15 protein-coding genes are annotated in these 16085 nt (G+C 67.1%); 5 read left to right on the plus strand and 10 right to left on the minus strand.

Features of this window, described 5'->3' with window-relative positions; all coding sequences use genetic code 11:
• Positions 1-7: 7 nt before the first annotated feature.
• Genes tal through pgl form a run of 5 tightly spaced genes read left to right on the plus strand, consistent with a single transcriptional unit; the run spans position 8 to position 6020 of the window.
• Positions 8-1132 carry a transaldolase gene (gene tal / locus ACWF5H_RS06850; RefSeq protein WP_364647832.1) on the plus strand — a complete coding sequence of 375 codons (1125 nt, stop codon included), beginning with the start codon at positions 8-10 and terminating at the stop codon, positions 1130-1132.
• Complete coding sequence (locus tag ACWF5H_RS06855) at positions 1129-2739, plus strand: glucose-6-phosphate isomerase (protein WP_452035758.1); 1611 nt, start codon at positions 1129-1131, stop codon at positions 2737-2739. The genes tal and ACWF5H_RS06855 overlap by 4 nt, the downstream gene beginning before the upstream one ends.
• 2 nt (positions 2740-2741) lie before the next feature.
• Positions 2742-4301 (plus strand): glucose-6-phosphate dehydrogenase, encoded by a 1560-nt coding sequence (gene zwf, locus ACWF5H_RS06860; protein WP_452035760.1) that lies wholly within the window; start codon positions 2742-2744, stop codon positions 4299-4301.
• Positions 4298-5239 (plus strand): glucose-6-phosphate dehydrogenase assembly protein OpcA, encoded by a 942-nt coding sequence (locus ACWF5H_RS06865; protein ID WP_364647841.1) that lies wholly within the window; start codon positions 4298-4300, stop codon positions 5237-5239. Before zwf ends, ACWF5H_RS06865 begins: the two co-directional genes overlap by 4 nt.
• On the plus strand, positions 5229-6020 hold the full coding sequence (gene pgl, locus ACWF5H_RS06870; RefSeq protein WP_452035762.1) for a 6-phosphogluconolactonase: 792 nt from the start codon (positions 5229-5231) through the stop codon (positions 6018-6020). The genes ACWF5H_RS06865 and pgl overlap by 11 nt, the downstream gene beginning before the upstream one ends.
• A gap of 9 nt (positions 6021-6029) precedes the next feature.
• On the opposite strand, the gene ACWF5H_RS06875 is transcribed toward pgl, so the two are convergent.
• The 10 genes from ACWF5H_RS06875 to uvrC all read right to left on the minus strand — a co-directional run bounded on the left by ACWF5H_RS06875 (position 6030) and on the right by uvrC (position 16078).
• Positions 6030-6452 (minus strand): RNA polymerase-binding protein RbpA, encoded by a 423-nt coding sequence (locus tag ACWF5H_RS06875; protein ID WP_241912970.1) that lies wholly within the window; start codon positions 6450-6452, stop codon positions 6030-6032.
• Between the two features lie 153 nt (positions 6453-6605).
• On the minus strand, positions 6606-6857 hold the full coding sequence (secG, locus tag ACWF5H_RS06880; RefSeq protein WP_127515609.1) for a preprotein translocase subunit SecG: 252 nt from the start codon (positions 6855-6857) through the stop codon (positions 6606-6608).
• Between the two features lie 46 nt (positions 6858-6903).
• Positions 6904-7719: a triose-phosphate isomerase gene (gene tpiA, locus ACWF5H_RS06885; protein WP_452035764.1), complete on the minus strand. Its 816-nt coding sequence runs from the start codon at positions 7717-7719 to the stop codon at positions 6904-6906.
• Between the two features lie 107 nt (positions 7720-7826).
• Positions 7827-9065 carry a phosphoglycerate kinase gene (locus ACWF5H_RS06890; RefSeq protein WP_452035765.1) on the minus strand — a complete coding sequence of 413 codons (1239 nt, stop codon included), beginning with the start codon at positions 9063-9065 and terminating at the stop codon, positions 7827-7829.
• Positions 9066-9100: 35 nt separating this feature from the next.
• Complete coding sequence (gene gap / locus ACWF5H_RS06895) at positions 9101-10111, minus strand: type I glyceraldehyde-3-phosphate dehydrogenase (protein WP_364647855.1); 1011 nt, start codon at positions 10109-10111, stop codon at positions 9101-9103.
• An 83-nt stretch (positions 10112-10194) separates the two neighbouring features.
• Entirely contained in the window at positions 10195-10824 is a 630-nt protein-coding gene (locus ACWF5H_RS06900; RefSeq protein ID WP_452035767.1) for a superoxide dismutase, read from the minus strand.
• A gap of 136 nt (positions 10825-10960) precedes the next feature.
• A complete protein-coding gene (whiA, locus tag ACWF5H_RS06905; protein ID WP_353917920.1) occupies positions 10961-11941 on the minus strand; it encodes a DNA-binding protein WhiA in 981 nt (326 codons plus the stop codon).
• A gap of 15 nt (positions 11942-11956) precedes the next feature.
• The gene (locus tag ACWF5H_RS06910; protein ID WP_452035769.1) at positions 11957-12997 is read right to left on the minus strand and encodes a gluconeogenesis factor YvcK family protein; all 1041 of its coding nucleotides are present in this window, start codon (positions 12995-12997) and stop codon (positions 11957-11959) included.
• A complete protein-coding gene (rapZ, locus tag ACWF5H_RS06915; protein ID WP_364650196.1) occupies positions 12997-13896 on the minus strand; it encodes an RNase adapter RapZ in 900 nt (299 codons plus the stop codon). The genes ACWF5H_RS06910 and rapZ overlap by 1 nt, the downstream gene beginning before the upstream one ends.
• 49 nt (positions 13897-13945) lie before the next feature.
• Positions 13946-16078 carry an excinuclease ABC subunit UvrC gene (uvrC, locus tag ACWF5H_RS06920; RefSeq protein WP_452035771.1) on the minus strand — a complete coding sequence of 711 codons (2133 nt, stop codon included), beginning with the start codon at positions 16076-16078 and terminating at the stop codon, positions 13946-13948.
• Positions 16079-16085 lie beyond the last annotated feature (7 nt).

Consider the following 16085-nt stretch of genomic DNA (forward strand, 5'->3'; position numbering starts at 1 on the left):
GAACGCGATGTCCAACCCGAATACCCAGGCTCTCTCCGACGCCGGTGTCTCCATCTGGCTCGACGATCTTTCCCGCGAGCGGATCAGTTCCGGGACCCTGAAGGCCCTGATCGACGAGATGAACGTCGTCGGCGTCACCACCAACCCGTCCATCTTCGCCTCGGCCCTGCAGGACGGCCGCAGCTACGAGGCACAGGTGAACCAGCTGGCCGCCGACGGCGCCGACGTGGACACGGCGGTCTTCGCCATCACCACGGCCGACGTGGCCGAAGCCTGCGACCTGTTCTCCGCGCTCGCCACGGACACCGACGGCGTGGACGGCCGCGTGTCGATCGAGGTGGACCCGCGGCTGGCCCGGGACACCCGCGGCACCGTCGAGGAGGCCAAGCACCTGCACAAGGCCGTGGGCCGGACCAACGCGTTCATCAAGATTCCGGCCACCACCGAAGGCCTGGAAGCGATCACCGAGACCCTGGCGGCCGGCATCAGCGTTAACGTCACGCTGATCTTCTCGCTGCAGCGCTACCGCGAAGTGATCAACGCCTTCATGCTGGGGCTGGAGCAGGCCAAGGAAAACGGCAAGGACCTTGCCAGCCTCCACTCGGTGGCTTCCTTCTTCGTGTCTCGGGTGGACAGCGAGATCGACAAGCGCCTGGACGCTGTCGGCTCCGAGGAAGCAACCGCGCTGAAGGGCAAGGCCGGCGTCGCCAATGCGCAGCTGGCGTACCAAATTTACGAAGAGCAGTTCGCCACCGAACGCTGGCAGGTCCTCGCCGCGTCCGGTGCCCGGCCGCAGCGTCCCTTGTGGGCTTCCACCGGGGTGAAGAACCCGGAATACCCGGACACTTTGTACGTCACCGAACTGGTGGCCAACAATGTGGTCAACACCATGCCGGAGAAGACGCTGGAAGCCGTTGCGGACCACGGCAAGATCGAGGGCGATCGGGTGACCGGCAGCTACCAGGAAGCCAACAAGGTGCTGGACCAGATTGCCAAGGTCGGCATTTCCTACAACGAAGTGGTCGAACTGCTCGAGGAAGAGGGCCTGGAGAAGTTCGTCACCAGCTGGCAGCAGCTGCGGGAGACCGTCCAGACCGCGCTGGACTCGGCACCGGGGGCTCCGAAGGCATGAGCTCGCTGGCCTTCGAAGCATCGGGAGCTGCGCTGGCCGCTGTCCGCCGGCACATCGACACCTTGGTCGAGGACCGGGTCGCGTCCCGGATCGCTGCCCAGGACAATACCGTGTGGGGCCCGGAGGCTGAAGCGGAGGCCGCCATCCGCCTCGGCTGGGTGGACGCCGCGGCGCTCTCCCGGCCGCTGGTGGCGGACATCCTGGAGCTCCGCAAGGAACTTGCTGCCGAGGGCGTGACCCGGTTCGTGCTGGCCGGCATGGGCGGTTCCTCGCTGGCTCCCGAGGTCATCGCCAATACCGCCGGGGTGGAGCTGACCGTGCTCGACAGCACGGATCCGCAGCAGGTAGCTGCCGCGCTGGCGGAGCGGCTTGCTGACACCGCCATCATCGTCGCGTCCAAATCCGGTTCCACGCTGGAAACAGATTCGCAGCGCCGGGTCTTCGAGCAGGCATTTGCCGACGCCGGTCTGGACGCCGCCTCGCGGATCATTGTGGTCACCGATCCCGGGTCGCCGCTGGACCAGGCGTCCCGGGAAGCCGGCTACCGGGCGGTGTTCAACGCCGATCCCGACGTCGGCGGGCGCTACTCCGCGCTGACCGCTTTCGGGCTGGTCCCTTCCGGGCTCGCCGGTGTGGACATCGAAAAACTGCTTGACGACGCCGAAGAGGCCGCCGAAGTCCTCTCCGAGGACTCCACCGACAACATGGCTCTGGCTCTGGGCGCGGCCCTGGCCGGTACCGAGCCGCTGCGCAACAAAGTGGCCATTGCCGACGAAGGCTCCGGCATTGTCGGCTTCGGCGACTGGGCCGAACAGCTGATTGCCGAGTCCACCGGCAAGCTGGGCACCGGCGTGCTGCCGGTGGTCGTCAACTCCGGTGATCCCGAGACGGTTTCCAAAGCCGCCGATGTGCTGGTCGTCCGGCTGGTCTCGCCCGATCACGAGGTAACCCTCGGCGCCGACGAAGTTGCCGTCGGCGGCAGCCTGGGCAGCCAACTGCTGCTCTGGGAGTACGCCACGGCAGTGGCCGGCCGCCTACTGGGCATCAACCCCTTCGACCAGCCGGATGTGGAGGCGGCCAAGGCCGCCGCGCGCGGACTGCTGGAAGAGCGCCCGGAGGCGGTGCTTCCCGACTTTACCGACGGTGCCGTCCAGGTACGCGGCAGCGGGCTGGCCATGGGCAACTCGCTCGACGACGCTCTCCGCGACCTGCTGGGCAAACTTGGGCCGGACGGCTACGTCAGCGTGCAGGCCTATCTTGACCGCTTCGGCCAGGCCGAACTGGAACGGATCCGCCCCCTGCTGGCCGAAGCCACCGGCCGTCCCGTGACCTTCGGCTGGGGACCGCGCTTCCTGCACTCCACCGGCCAGTTCCACAAGGGCGGACCGGCCACCGGCGTCTACCTGCAGTTGACCGGCGAAGCAGCCGCGGACGTCCCCATCCCGGGCCGACCGTTCAGCTTCGGCGAACTCATCGACGCCCAGGCAGCCGGCGACGCCAACGTCCTGCGCGAGGCAAACCGCCCCGTCCTGCGCCTTCACTTGGCTGACCGTGCGGCGGGTCTGCGCCAGGTGATCGACGCCGTCTCCCGACTCGCCGGAAAGTAGTCATGGCACCTTCCACTGCACACGGCCGTCCGGCCAATCCGCTGCGGGACCCCCGCGACCGCCGACTGGACCGCATTGCCGGCCCGTGTTCCCTGGTGCTGTTCGGCGTCACCGGAGACCTGGCGCGGAAGAAGCTGATGCCGGCGGTTTATGACCTGGCCAACCGCGGGCTACTGCCGCCCAGCTTCGCGCTGGTCGGCTTTGCCCGCCGGCCGTGGGACGACGCCGAATTCGCCGCGCAGGTGAAAGAGTCCGTGCAGCAGCACGCCCGCACTCCGTTCCGCGAGGACATCTGGACGCATCTGGCTGCCGGCATCCGGTTTATCGAAGGAGCATTCGACGACGACGACGCCTTCGAGCAGTTGGGCGCCACGTTGAAGGAGCTCGATGAACAGCGCGGGACCCAGGGAAACCACGCGTTCTACCTCTCAATCCCGCCCAAGGCCTTCGAGCAGGTGTGCCAAATGCTCTCATCGCACGGCCTCGCCCAGGCCACCGAAGATGCGCCGGGCACGCCGTGGCGCCGGGTGGTCATCGAAAAGCCCTTCGGCCATGATCTGCAGTCCGCGCGTGAGCTGAACAACATCGTTGAATCGGTTTTCCCGCCGGACGCGGTATTCCGGATCGACCACTATTTGGGCAAGGAGACCGTCCAGAACCTACTGGCGCTTCGCTTTGCCAATCAGTTGTTTGAACCGCTCTGGAACGCAAACTATGTGGACCATGTGCAGATCACCATGGCCGAAGACATAGGCATTGGCGGCCGTGCAGGCTATTACGACGGCGTCGGCGCGGCTCGCGACGTCATCCAGAACCACCTGCTCCAACTGCTGGCCCTGACCGCCATGGAGGAACCGATCTCCTTCAACGCGGAGGACCTGCGGGCGGAAAAGGAAAAGGTGCTGGCCGCCGTCAAGCTCCCCGAGGACCTCTCGACCCATTCGGCCCGGGGGCAGTACACCGGCGGCTGGCAGGGCGGGGAAAAGGTCACCGGCTATCTGGAGGAAGAAGGCTTCAACCCGGATTCGGTCACCGAGACCTATGCGGCGCTGCGGCTGGACATCCACACCCGGCGCTGGTCCGGTGTTCCGTTCTACCTACGCGCCGGCAAGCGGCTCGGCCGCCGGGTGACGGAGATCGCCGTCGTGTTCAAGCGGGCGCCGAATCTGCTGTTCCCGAACCACAGCGAGGACGACTTCGGCCAAAACGCAGTGGTGATCCGAGTGCAGCCGGACGAAGGGGTCACCATCCGCTTCGGTTCCAAGGTGCCCGGCACCCAGACGGAAGTCCGCGACGTCACGATGGACTTCGGCTACGGGCACGCGTTTACCGAGTCGAGTCCCGAGGCCTACGAGCGGCTGATCCTGGACGTACTGCTCGGTGAGCCGCCGCTGTTCCCGCGGCACCAGGAGGTCGAGCTCTCGTGGAAGATCCTGGACCCGTTCGAGGAATATTGGGCCGAGAGCCGGACCAGGCCGGAGCCGTACTCCCCCGGCAGCTGGGGGCCGGCGTCGGCCGATGAACTGCTGGCCCGCGACGGACGCACTTGGAGAAGGCCGTGATTAAAGACCTGAAAGACACCACCACGTCGAAGGTCTCGAAGGAGATCGTGGCCATGCGCGAGCAGGGCGGCGTTGTGGCGCTGGGCCGCGTGCTCACCCTGGTGGTGGTGACTCCGTTGGGCCATGAGGAGGAAGCCATCCTCGCTGCCAACGCAGCCAGCCGTGAGCATCCCTGCCGGATCATCGCGCTGGTGGATGCAGGTTCGAAGGAGAAGACCCGCCTCGATGCCCAGATCCGCGTCGGCGGCGACGCCGGAGCGGCCGAGGTCATCGTGCTGTACGGTTACGGCCAGCTGGCTGCCGAAAGCGAGTCCTTGGTGGCTGCCCTGCTGCTGCCCGATGCGCCGATCGTGGCCTGGTGGCCGCACGGCATGCCGAAGGATGCTTCGCGCACCTCGATCGGCCGGATCGCGCACCGCCGCATTACGGATTCCGGCAATGAGGCCGACCCGCAGCGGGCGCTGTTCAGCCTGCGCGACACCTACACTGCGGGCGATACGGACCTGGCCTGGACCCGGCTGACCAGCTGGCGCGTCCAGCTGGCTGCCGTCTTTGACCAACTGGAGCCAGCCCCGGTGACGGCCGTTGCGGTGGAGGGGGCGTCGGACTCCCCCAGCACCGTCCTGCTGGCGGCATGGCTGACGCTGGCCTTAAACGCGCCGGTCACCATCGTGGAGAACCTCGCGGGCACCGGCATCAGGGGTGTGGAGATCTCGCGCACCACCGGCGACATCCGCATCCTGCGTCCCGGCGCCAGTGTGGCCGAACTTCTGCTGCCCGGGCAACCGGTCCAGCGGATCTCGCTGCCGCGCCGGCCGCTGGAAGAATGCCTGGCCGAAGAGCTTCGCCGACTCGACCCGGATGATGTTTTCGGTGAAGTATTGACCGATGGATTGCCCCGGACCAATTTGAGGAGCGTGCGCCGCAGTGAACGCTGAACCACACGTCATAGTCCATTCCGACGTCGCCGCCGTCGCGGGCGCGACCGCCCAGAGGCTGGTGGAGCGGCTGGCCGCCGCCCAGGCCGAACGCGGCGAAGCCACCGTGGTGCTCACCGGCGGCAGCCTGGGCATCAACACCCTGAAGGCGGTCGCGGAGGTTGGACACCCTGCCGGCTTCGACTGGTCGAAAGTGAATATCTGGTGGGGTGACGAACGCTTCGTCGCGAAGGACAGCCCGGACCGCAACGAACGGCAGGCGCGCGAAGCGCTGCTGGACGGGCTTCCGCTAGACCCGGCCCGGGTGCATCCCTTCGGCGCCGCTGGCGAATACCCCGACCCGGACGCGGCCGCCGTTGCCTATTCCGCCGCCCTCCGACAGGCTGCGGCCGACGAGGGCACGAGTGGCCCGGTTCCGAAGCTGGATGTGCTGCTGCTGGGCGTCGGCCCTGACGCCCACATTGCCTCGCTGTTTCCCGAAATGGCCGGAATCCGGACGGAGGACCGCTCGGCCGTCGGAGAAAGCGATGCGCCGAAACCGCCGCCGGAGCGAGTGTCCCTCACGCTGCCCGCGATCAATGCGGCGGACGAGGTGTGGCTGGTGGTGGGCGGCAGCGACAAGGCCGGCGCGGTGGGGCTGGCCCTGGCCGGTGCCAGCCCGGTGCAGGTTCCCGCCGCCGGCGCACGCGGACGCAAGCGGACGGTATGGCTGCTAGATCAGGACGCAGCGTCCAAGCTGCCGGGGACGCTGCTCTCCCCGGCCGACAACGGCAACGACTAGTACGGGCCTCTAGTCGCCGCGGCGCTGGCGGCCTGACTCCGCCCGACGAAGTGCTTCCCGCCGGCGCCGCCGCAACTTCTCCAGGGCCTGTTCCACCACGGCCTCCGCCTCGTCCGGGCTGCGCCGTTCCTTGGCGTACTCCAGATGGCTCTTGTAAGGCTCGTCGCTGCTGCGGGCCTCGGCACCGCCTCCGCCAGGTTCCCTGGCCGCCGTCTGGCCGCAGTGCGGGCAGTCCCACGACGTGGGGATGTCAGCTTCGCTGAGATTGGCGAAAACCGGTGTGGTCTGGTGTCCCTTCGGGCACCAGTAGGTGACCGGGACTTTGGTGACCGGCACCACCGTCCGGCCGGTCACGGCCTGCCAACCGGCAAGCCCGGCGCCCGTTTCGGAACCGACCCGGACGGCCCGGAAGGAATTCGACGGATCAACCATGTTTGCCCCCGATTACCAGAATGGATGCCCCCTGCATCGGGCACCAGTCTACGGTGGGAACAGCGCAGGGTTAAGGGGTCGGGCCAAAGTCTCTAGGAATTCCGGCCCAGCCGAAACCGGTCCGGTGAGCGGCAGGGCCGGAAGAAAAGTCGCTTAGGATTCCGCGCTGAAACGCATCATCAGGCCCAGGGCCACGATGACCGTGCCCCAGACCAGTCCAAGAACCACCGTGAACCGGTTGAGGTTTCGCTCTGCGACGCCGGACGATCCCAGGCTGGTGGTCATGCCACCGCCGAACATGTCGGACATGCCGCCACCGCGCCCCTTGTGGAGCAGGATGAGCAGGGTCAGCAGCAGGCTGGTGATGCCGAGCAGGATTTGCAGAGTGATCTTCAGAGCTTCCACAGTGGCCTTTCGTCAGCTGTCGGGATATCCCAGTGGCGGGCAGACATCACTTTGTCAGCAGATGGTGTTCGAACCTGACAATATTAGCAAATTCGCCCGCGTCCAGGCTGGCCCCGCCAACCAACACGCCGTCCACGTCGCGTTCGTTCAGGATTGCCGCAGCGTTGCCCGCCTTTACGGATCCGCCGTAGAGCAGGCGGACGCCGGCTGCCACGCTCTCGTCGAACAACACGGCCATCTCGGCGCGGATGGCGGCGCACATCTCCTGAGCGTCTTCAGGGCCGGCCACCTCCCCGGTACCGATCGCCCAGACAGGCTCGTAGGCGATGACCAGTCGGGCCGCTTGCTCGGCATCGAGGCCGGCCACATCGGCACGCAACTGGCTGAGCGTGTGCTCCACGTGGTTTCCTGCTTGGCGCACGTCAAGCCCCTCGCCGACGCACAGAATGGGGGTCAGCTTGTGTCGGTAGGCAGCCTTCAGCTTCGCGTTCAGCAGGGCGTCGTTCTCGCCGTGGATTTCGCGCCGCTCGGAGTGGCCCACCAGCACATAGGTGCAGCCCAGCTTGGCGAGGAACTGTCCGGAGATGTCCCCGGTGTACGCGCCGGAGTCCTGCGGCGACAGATCCTGGGCGCCGTAAACAAGCTTAAGGTTGTCGCCGTTGACCAGCGTCTGCACGCCGCGCAGATCCGTGAACGGGGGGAAGACCGCGACCTCCACCCGGGTGTAGTCGTGCCGGGCATCGCTGAGCGTCCAGGCCAACTTCTGCAGCAAGGTGATGCCCTGGACGTGGTCCATGTTCATCTTCCAGTTGCCGGCGATCAGCGGTTTGCGGTCGAACTTGCCGTTGGTCGAAGTGGTCACTGCGGTCTCCATCTGTGGTGCTGGGCGTCGTTCTGCGCGGCCGGGCCGCGCTGTGGCTGGGCAATGCCGGAACCAACCGCCGTCTGGCGGCGAAGGTCCGGGCGGCGTCAGCGGTCCAGTGCGGTAAGGCCGGGCAATTCCTTGCCCTCAAGGTATTCCAGGCTGGCACCGCCGCCGGTTGAAATATGGCCGAAGGCGTCGTCGTCGAAGCCCAGCGTACGCACCGCAGCGGCGGAGTCGCCGCCGCCGACCACGGTGAAGCCGTCGCTTCCGGTTAGCGCCTTGGCCACGGTGCGGGTCCCGTTGGCGAAGGCATCAAATTCGAACACGCCCATCGGCCCGTTCCAGAAGACCGTATTGGCCGAATGGATCTGGTGCGCGAAGGCTTCGGCCGATTCCGGACCGATGTCCAAACCAATGCCGTCGGCGCCGAACGAGGCCGATTCGATGCCCTCGGCGGGCACCACTTCCCACGCCGCGTCGGCGGCGAACTTCTCCGCGACCAGGATGTCGGTCGGCAGGATGAACGTGCACCCCAGTTCCTTGGCTCGGGCGAGGTAGCCGCGCACCGTGTCCAGCTGGTCCTTTTCCAGCAGGCTGGCGCCGACCTTGTGCCCTTGCGCGGCGAGGAAGGTGAAGACCATTCCGCCGCCGACCAGCAGGTAGTCCGCCTTGCCCAGCAGGTTTTCGATCACGGCCAGCTTGTCCGAGACCTTGGAACCGCCCAGCACCACCACATACGGCCGCTGCGGGGCCTCGGTGAGGCGGTTCAGCACCTGGAGCTCCGTCCGCACCAGGTCGCCCTGGTAGGCGGGGAGCAGGCGGGCAATGTCGAAGACGGAAGCATGTTTGCGGTGCACGGCGCCGAAGGCATCGTCCACGTAGGCCCCGTCGCCGGCGGTGAGCCCGGCGAGTTCGGCGGCAAGAGCCTCACGCTCGGCGTCGTCCTTGCTGGTTTCGCGCGGATCGAAACGCACGTTCTCCAGCACCAGCACTTCGCCGTCCTGCAGGCCGGCAGCTGCCTCCCGTGCAGCCGGACCCACGGTGTCCTCGGCGAACTTGACCGTAACAGCGGCCAGCTCTTTCAGCCGGGCGACCGCGGGGCGCAGCGAGAACTTCTCCTCGGGCGCGCCCTTGGGCCGGCCGAGGTGTGCCGTCACGATGACCCGGGCCCCGGCCTCCGCCAGTTTGGTGATGACCGGCAGCGAGGCGCGGATGCGTCCGTCGTCGGACACCTTCAGCTGGGGCGATTCGCCTTCCAAGGGGACGTTCAGGTCCGAACGGACCAACACGTGGCGTCCGCGGACTCCGGCGGCCAACAGTTCATCGAGAGAATGTGCAGTCATTTCTACCTTCGTGCGGAGGACGGGTGGTGCCGTGCCTAGGACAGCTTTGAGGCGATCAGGACAGTCAGATCCAACAGACGGTTGGAGTAGCCCCACTCGTTGTCGTACCAGCCAACAACTTTCACCTGGTTACCCATAACCTTAGTCAGTCCCGAGTCGAAGATCGAAGACGCCGGGTCTGTGACGATATCGGACGACACGATGGGGTCCTCGGTATAAGTGAGGATTCCGGCCCAGTGCGGGTCCGCGGCGGCGTCCTTGAAGGCCTCGTTCACCTCTTCCACCGTCGCTTCGCGGGACAGCGTGACGGTCAGGTCCGTCATGGAGCCGGTGGGCACCGGCACCCGCACCGCGAATCCGTCCAACTTACCCTGCAACTCGGGGAGCACCCGCCCAATGGCCTTCGCCGCGCCGGTTGACGTCGGCACCAGGTTGATGGCCGCCGCCCGGGCGCGCCGCAGGTCCCGATGCGGGCCGTCCTGCAGGTTCTGGTCGGCGGTGTAGGCGTGAATGGTGGTCATGAGCCCGTGCTCGATGCCGAACTTCTCGTGCAGCACCTTGGCCAGCGGCGCCAGGCAGTTGGTGGTGCAGGAGGCGTTCGAAATCAGGTGGTGCGCATCGGCGTCGTACTCGCCGTCATTGACGCCCATCACGATGGTGATGTCCTCGTCCTTGGCGGGCGCGGAAACCAAGACCTTCCTGGCGCCGGCCTCCATGTGCTTGCGGGCGCCGCCGCTCTTGTTGAACCGCCCGGTGGATTCGATCACGATGTCCACGTCGAGTTCGCCCCACGGCAGGGCTGCCGGGTCCTTCTCGGACAGGACGCGGATCTTCCGGCCGCCGACGATCAGGTTGCCGGCGTCCACCTCCACCGTTTCCGGCAGGATTCCCAGCACGCTGTCGTATTTGAGCAGGTGGGCCAGAGTGTCCGCGTCGGTCAGGTCATTGATGGCCACGATTTCCAGATCCGGTTTCTGGGCCAGAGCTGCGCGGAAGTAGCTGCGGCCGATCCGGCCGAATCCGTTGATGCCAACTCGAGTTGTCATGTGCGTCGACCTCCTGGAGGAGATGGCGGCCGGTGCGGGGATTCCCATCTCCCCCGCCCGGCCGGTGCCAGATGGGTGCGGCCTTACCTGGCCGGGGTGATCAGTGCGGAAGCGCCGGTGCGGGCGGCGTCGAAGCGGGCGGCGACGTCGGCCCAGTTGACGATGTTCCAGAACGCCTTGACGTAGTCGGCCTTGACGTTGACGTAGTCCAGGTAGAAGGCGTGCTCCCACATGTCCAGCATCAGCAGCGGGATGGTGCCCACCGGGATGTTGCCCTGCTGGTCGTAGAGCTGCTCGATGACCAGATTGCCGCCCAGCGGTTCGTAGGCCAGCACGGCCCAGCCCGAGCCCTGCAGGCTCAGCGCTGCGGCGCCGAAGTGGCCGCGGAACGCGTCGAAGGAACCGAAGTACTCATCGATCGCCGAGGCCAGCTCGCCGGTGGGCTTGTCGCCGCCTTCCGGGGAGAGGTTCTTCCAGAAGATCGAGTGGTTGGTGTGCCCGCCGAGGTGGAAGGCCAGGTCCTTGGACAGCTTCGGCACGTTGCCGAACTCGCCCTTGGAACGGGCGTCGGCCAGCTGCTCCAGTGCGGTGTTCGCGCCGGCCACGTAGGTGGCGTGGTGCTTGGAGTGGTGCAGCTCCATGATCCGGGCCGAGATATGCGGCTCCAGGGCTGCGTAATCATAGTCGAGCTCGGGCAGTTCGTACGTGCTCATGGTTTCCTCCGTCTTCTCCCGGCCGCGGTCCGCGGCTGGGTCGGATTGTCCAACCGGACGGAGGTTTCCGTCCGGCAGCTCTCAAACCGGTCTTCGTTGACCGTACCGCCGGACCCGGCGGCTGCCCATCCCGTATCTAGTCGTCCAGCATCTCCGGCGTGACATTGGCTTCGGTCCCCGGGATGCGCAACTCTGCCGCCCGTTTGTCGGCCATGGCCAGCAGCCGGCGGATCCGGCCGGCGATGGCGTCCTTTGTCATCGCCGGGTCCGCAAGACGGCCGAGTTCGTCCAACGAGGCTTGCTTGTGCGCCACCCGCAGTTCGCCGGCGTAGCGCAAGTGCTCGGGCACATCCTCACCGAGGATCTCCAAGGCCCGCTCGACGCGGGCACCCGCCGCCACCGCGGCCTGGGCCGAGCGCCGCAGGTTGGCGTCGTCGAAGTTGGCCAACCGGTTGGCCGTGGCCCGCACTTCCTTGCGCATCCGGCGTTCTTCCCACACCATCAGCGCATCATGGGCGCCCATCCGGGTCAAGAGCGCCGCGATGCTGTCACCGTCCCGGATCACCACCCGGTCCACTCCCCGGACCTCGCGTGCCTTGGCCGCAATGCCCAATCGGCGGGCCGCGCCGACCAATGCCAGCGCCGCTTCCGGGCCGGGGCAGGTGACTTCGAGCGCGGACGAGCGGCCGGGTTCGGTCAGCGATCCGTGGGCCAGGAAAGCGCCTCGCCAGACTGCCTCGGCGTCGGCGGCGGAGCCGTTGACCACCACGGACGGCAGCCCGCGGACCGGACGGCCGCGGCCATCCAGCAGGCCGGTCTGCCGGGCCAGCGACTCCCCGTCCCTGACCACGCGCACCACGTAGCGGTTCCCGCGGCGCAGGGCGCCGCCGGAGACCACGATGATGTCGCCGCTGTGACCGTACACTTCCGCGATGGCAGTACGCAGCCGGCGGGCCGTCGCAGCCAGATCAACTTCCGCCTCAATAACGATGCGGCCGGAAATGATGTGAAGTCCGCCGGCGAACCGGAGCGTCGCGGAGACCTCCGCCTTCCGAACCTGGGACTTCTTGATGTCGAGGCGAGCAAGCTCATCCTTGACTGCTGCGGTCAGCGCCATGCACCTTGTCCTTACCTAATCCTTGCTGTCCCCGAAAATGTCGTGGTAGGCACTCGCCAGTCTCAACGGATCGTGTACGGGGCGTCCGCCTGAGCTACCTACTCTACCGAAGACCACACGCGCACCGAGCTCCCCGGCGGCTTCCTCGAAACGCTCCCGGTTTTCGATCACCCGCGGATCGGCCAGCACCACGTCGAAACGCATATCGGGGGCGCAACGTTTCACGGCCGCCAGGTGGTCCGCCGCCGTCATGCCTGACGTTTCCTTAGTATCCACCGAGAGGTTCATGGTCAGGCATCGCCTCGCCGGAGTGTTGCACAGCGCCTCGCGCATCTCCTTGAGCATCAGATGCGGCAGCACGGACGTATACCAGGAACCAGGCCCCAAAATCACCCAGTCGGCAAGTTCGATGGCGTTGAGCGCCTCGACGCAGGCCGGGGCGTCGTCGGGCAGCAGCCGCACGTCATTGACGTGGCTGTTCCGTCCGGCCGCGGCGAGCCTGGACTGGCCGGAGATCAGCGCACTTCGCAGCCGCCCGTCCTCGCCCTCGACCAGTACGTCGCCCTCGATGGTCAGCGGCACGGTGGCCATCGGCAGTACCTCGCCGCGTGCCCCCAGCAGCGCGCCGGCCCACTTGAGTCCGGCCACCGGGTCTCCCAGCAACTCCCACAACGTGACAATCAGCAAGTTCCCCAGCGCATGATTGTCCAGCGACTGCTCGGACCCCGGGGACGACTTGAAGCGGTGCTGCATCACGTCGCGCCAGGTCCGGCCCCAGTCGGTGTCGTCGCACAGGGCGGCCAGCGCCATCCGCAGGTCCCCGGGCGGCAGCACGCCGAACTCCTCGCGCAGGCGGCCGGAGGAACCGCCGTCGTCGGCCACCGTGACAATGGCGGTCAGCTCGGTGGTCAGCAGGCGCAGCGCACCCAGCGAGGCAGACAGCCCGTGGCCGCCGCCCAACGCGACGACCGACGGCGGTGCCCCGCCCTCCCCGGTCCGGTTGCGGGAGGTACCCGGGACCGGAACCAGCGGCAGCGGTCCGGTCAGGATTGCCACTATTCGCGCCCCAGGTCACGGTGCTGGACGGTCACCTTGACGCTGGGCAGCTGGGCCAACCGCTTGCCGATTTCCTCGGCCACCGCGACCGACCGGTGCTTGCCGCCGGTACATCCGATGGCGATGGTGCCGTAGTGCTTGTTTTCGCGGCGGTAGCCCTCCATCACCGGCTCCAGCGCATCCACGTAGCGGTTGACGAACTCTTCGGCGCCGGAATCCACCAGCACGTAGTCACGGACCTTCTCGTCCAGCCCGGTGTAGGGGCGCAGCGCGGGCACCCAGTGCGGGTTCGGAATGAAGCGCACGTCGGCCACGAAGTTGGCGTCCACCGGCAGCCCGTACTTGAAGCCGAAGCTGATCACGTTGATGCGCAGCACGATGGGACCGGAGTCGGTAAAGAGTTCCGTGACCGCCGTGGCGAGGGCATGCACGTTCATATCGGTGGTCTCCACCACCAGGTCGGCCGATTCCTTCAGGCTGCTGAGCAGGTCGCGTTCGGCGGTGATGCCGTCGGAAATGCGGCCGTCGCCCTGCAGCGGGTGCGGACGCCGGCCCTGTTCAAAGCGGCGGACCAGCACTTCGTCCGCGGCGTCCAGGAAGAGCACCCGGTAGTGGACCCCGCTGGCGGCCAGAGCGTGCAGAGCCTCGCGGATATCGCGGAACAGGCTCTGGCTGCGCACGTCCACCACAACGGCCAGCTTGGGCAGCGACTGCGGCATCCGCGAGACCAGCTCGGCCAGCGTGCCGAGCATTTGCGGCGGCAGGTTGTCCACCACGTACCAGCCATGGTCTTCCAACGCGTGGGCCGCCGTGGTCCGGCCGGCTCCTGACATGCCGGTGACGACCAGGAGTTCGGATTCCACCGGCTTCTCCGGCGTCAGGTCCTCGTCCACCGTCATCGTCATCCCATCCATCCCGACCACACCCCTCAATTCAGCTCTAGCCTAACTAAGATTCGATGATTTCGCCGGTTGCCATATTCACTGCCGGCGCGGCGTCATCCGCGGCACCGGGCGCCAACTGCCGTCTCAGCGAGGCCGCCATCGCAGGCCCGATACCCGGCACCTGCTGCAGCTCTTCGACGCTGGCCGCCTTCAGCTTCTTCGCGGAACCGAAATGTTTCAGCAGTGCCTTCCGCTTCGCCGGCCCCAATCCCTGAATGCCGTCCAGCACGGAGACCGTCATGGCCTTGCCGCGCTTCTGCCGGTGGTAGGCGATCGCGAAGCGGTGGGCCTCGTCGCGGATACGCTGCAGCAGGAACAGCCCCTCGGACGTGCGCGGGAGGATCACCGGGAAATCGTCGTCGGGCAGCCACACCTCTTCCAGCCGCTTGGCCAGGCCCACCACGTACACGTCGGTGATGCCCAGATCGGCCAGTGCCCGGGAGGCCGCGGCCACCTGCGGCGGCCCGCCGTCGACCACCACCAGATTCGGCGGATAGGCGAACTTGGTTCTCGGCGCCGGCGTCAACGTCTCTGCCAGCACGGTGTCCTGCGGCACTGTCTCCTGCGGCGCTGTCTCCTGCGGCGCTGTCTCTTTCGCCATGGTCTCCTGCGGCACTACTTCTTCCGGCACGACGGCGGTGTCCCCGCCATTCGCGGGGGGCTGCGGCTGCGCTGCGGCTGGTTCGGCGACGGCCCCGGCTGCCGCCTCGGCGGCCTCAGGGGCTGCTAGGCGACCCTGGTCAACCAGATAGTTACGGAACCGCCGGCTGATGACGTCATACATGGCGGAGGTGTCGTCGCGGGCGGCGTCGCCGGTGATCGCAAAGCGGCGGTAATCGGATTTCTTCGCCAGCCCGTCTTCCACCACCACCATGGAGGCCACCACGTTGGTGCCTTGGACATGGGAGATGTCATAGCACTCGATCCGGAGCAGCGCGACCGGAAGGTCCAACGCCTCCTGCAGCTGCTGCAGGCCGGCCGAACGCGTGGTGATGTCGCCGGCCCGCCGGCTCTTGTGCAGCGCCAGGGCCTGTTCGGCGTTCTCCCGCACGGTGGAGATCAAGGCGGCCTTGTCGCCGCGTTTGGGCACGTGGATCTGCACCTTGCTGCCGCGCAGCGTGCTCAGCCAGGCCTGCAGCTCGGCGGCATTCTCCGGCTCCTGCGGCAGCATTACCTGGCGCGGGATCCTGTCCGGCCCGTCGGCGTCGCCGTACACCTGCTGGAGCAGGTGCTCGGCCAAGTCGGCGGTGCTTTGGTCCTCGACCTTTTCCACCACCCAGCCCCGCTGGCCCCGGATCCGTCCGCCGCGCACGTGGAACACCTGGACGGCCGCCTCCAGCTCGTCCTGCGCCAGCGCGAACACATCGGCGTCGGTGTCTTCGCTGAGCACCACGGCATTGCGTTCGAAGACCCGCCGCAGCGCGGCGATATCGTCGCGGTGCCGCGCCGCCGACTCGTAGTCGAGTTCAGCCACCGCCGCCGCCATCTTCTTCTCCAGCGCCCGGATGAACCGGTCGGCTTCCCCGCCCATGAACGCACAGAACTCGGCCGCCAGCGCCTTGTGGTCCTCCGGCGAGATCCGGCCGACGCAGGGCGCCGAGCACTTGTCGATGTAGCCCAACAGGCAGGGCCGGCCGGTGCGCTGGGCGCGGTTGAACACGCCGGTGCTGCAGCTGCGGACCGGGAATACCCGCAGCAGCGTGTCCACGGTCTCGCGGATCGCCTTGGCCGGATAGTACGGGCCGAAGTACTTCACGCCCTTGCGCCGTTCCCCGCGCATCACCTGGACACGCGGGAACTTCTCCCCCATGGTCACGGCCAGGTAGGGGTAGGACTTGTCGTCCCGGAACATGATGTTGAAGCGCGGCGTGAATTCCTTGATCCAGGTGTACTCGAGCTGGATGGCCTCCAGCTCGCTGCCCACGATCGTCCACTCCACCGACGCTGCCGTATGCACCATCGCATACGTCTTGGGCAGCAGGTTCTTGGGACTGGCGAAGTAGTTGTTGAGCCTGGACCGCAGGTTCTTCGCCTTGCCCACGTAGACAACGCGGCCGTGCTCGTCCCGGAAGCGGTAGACGCCGGGATTCGTGGGGATCTCCCCCGTCCGCGGACGGTAGGACGCCGGATCAGCCATTGTCGGT

It is taken from the genome of Arthrobacter sp. NPDC055138, assembly GCF_053607305.1.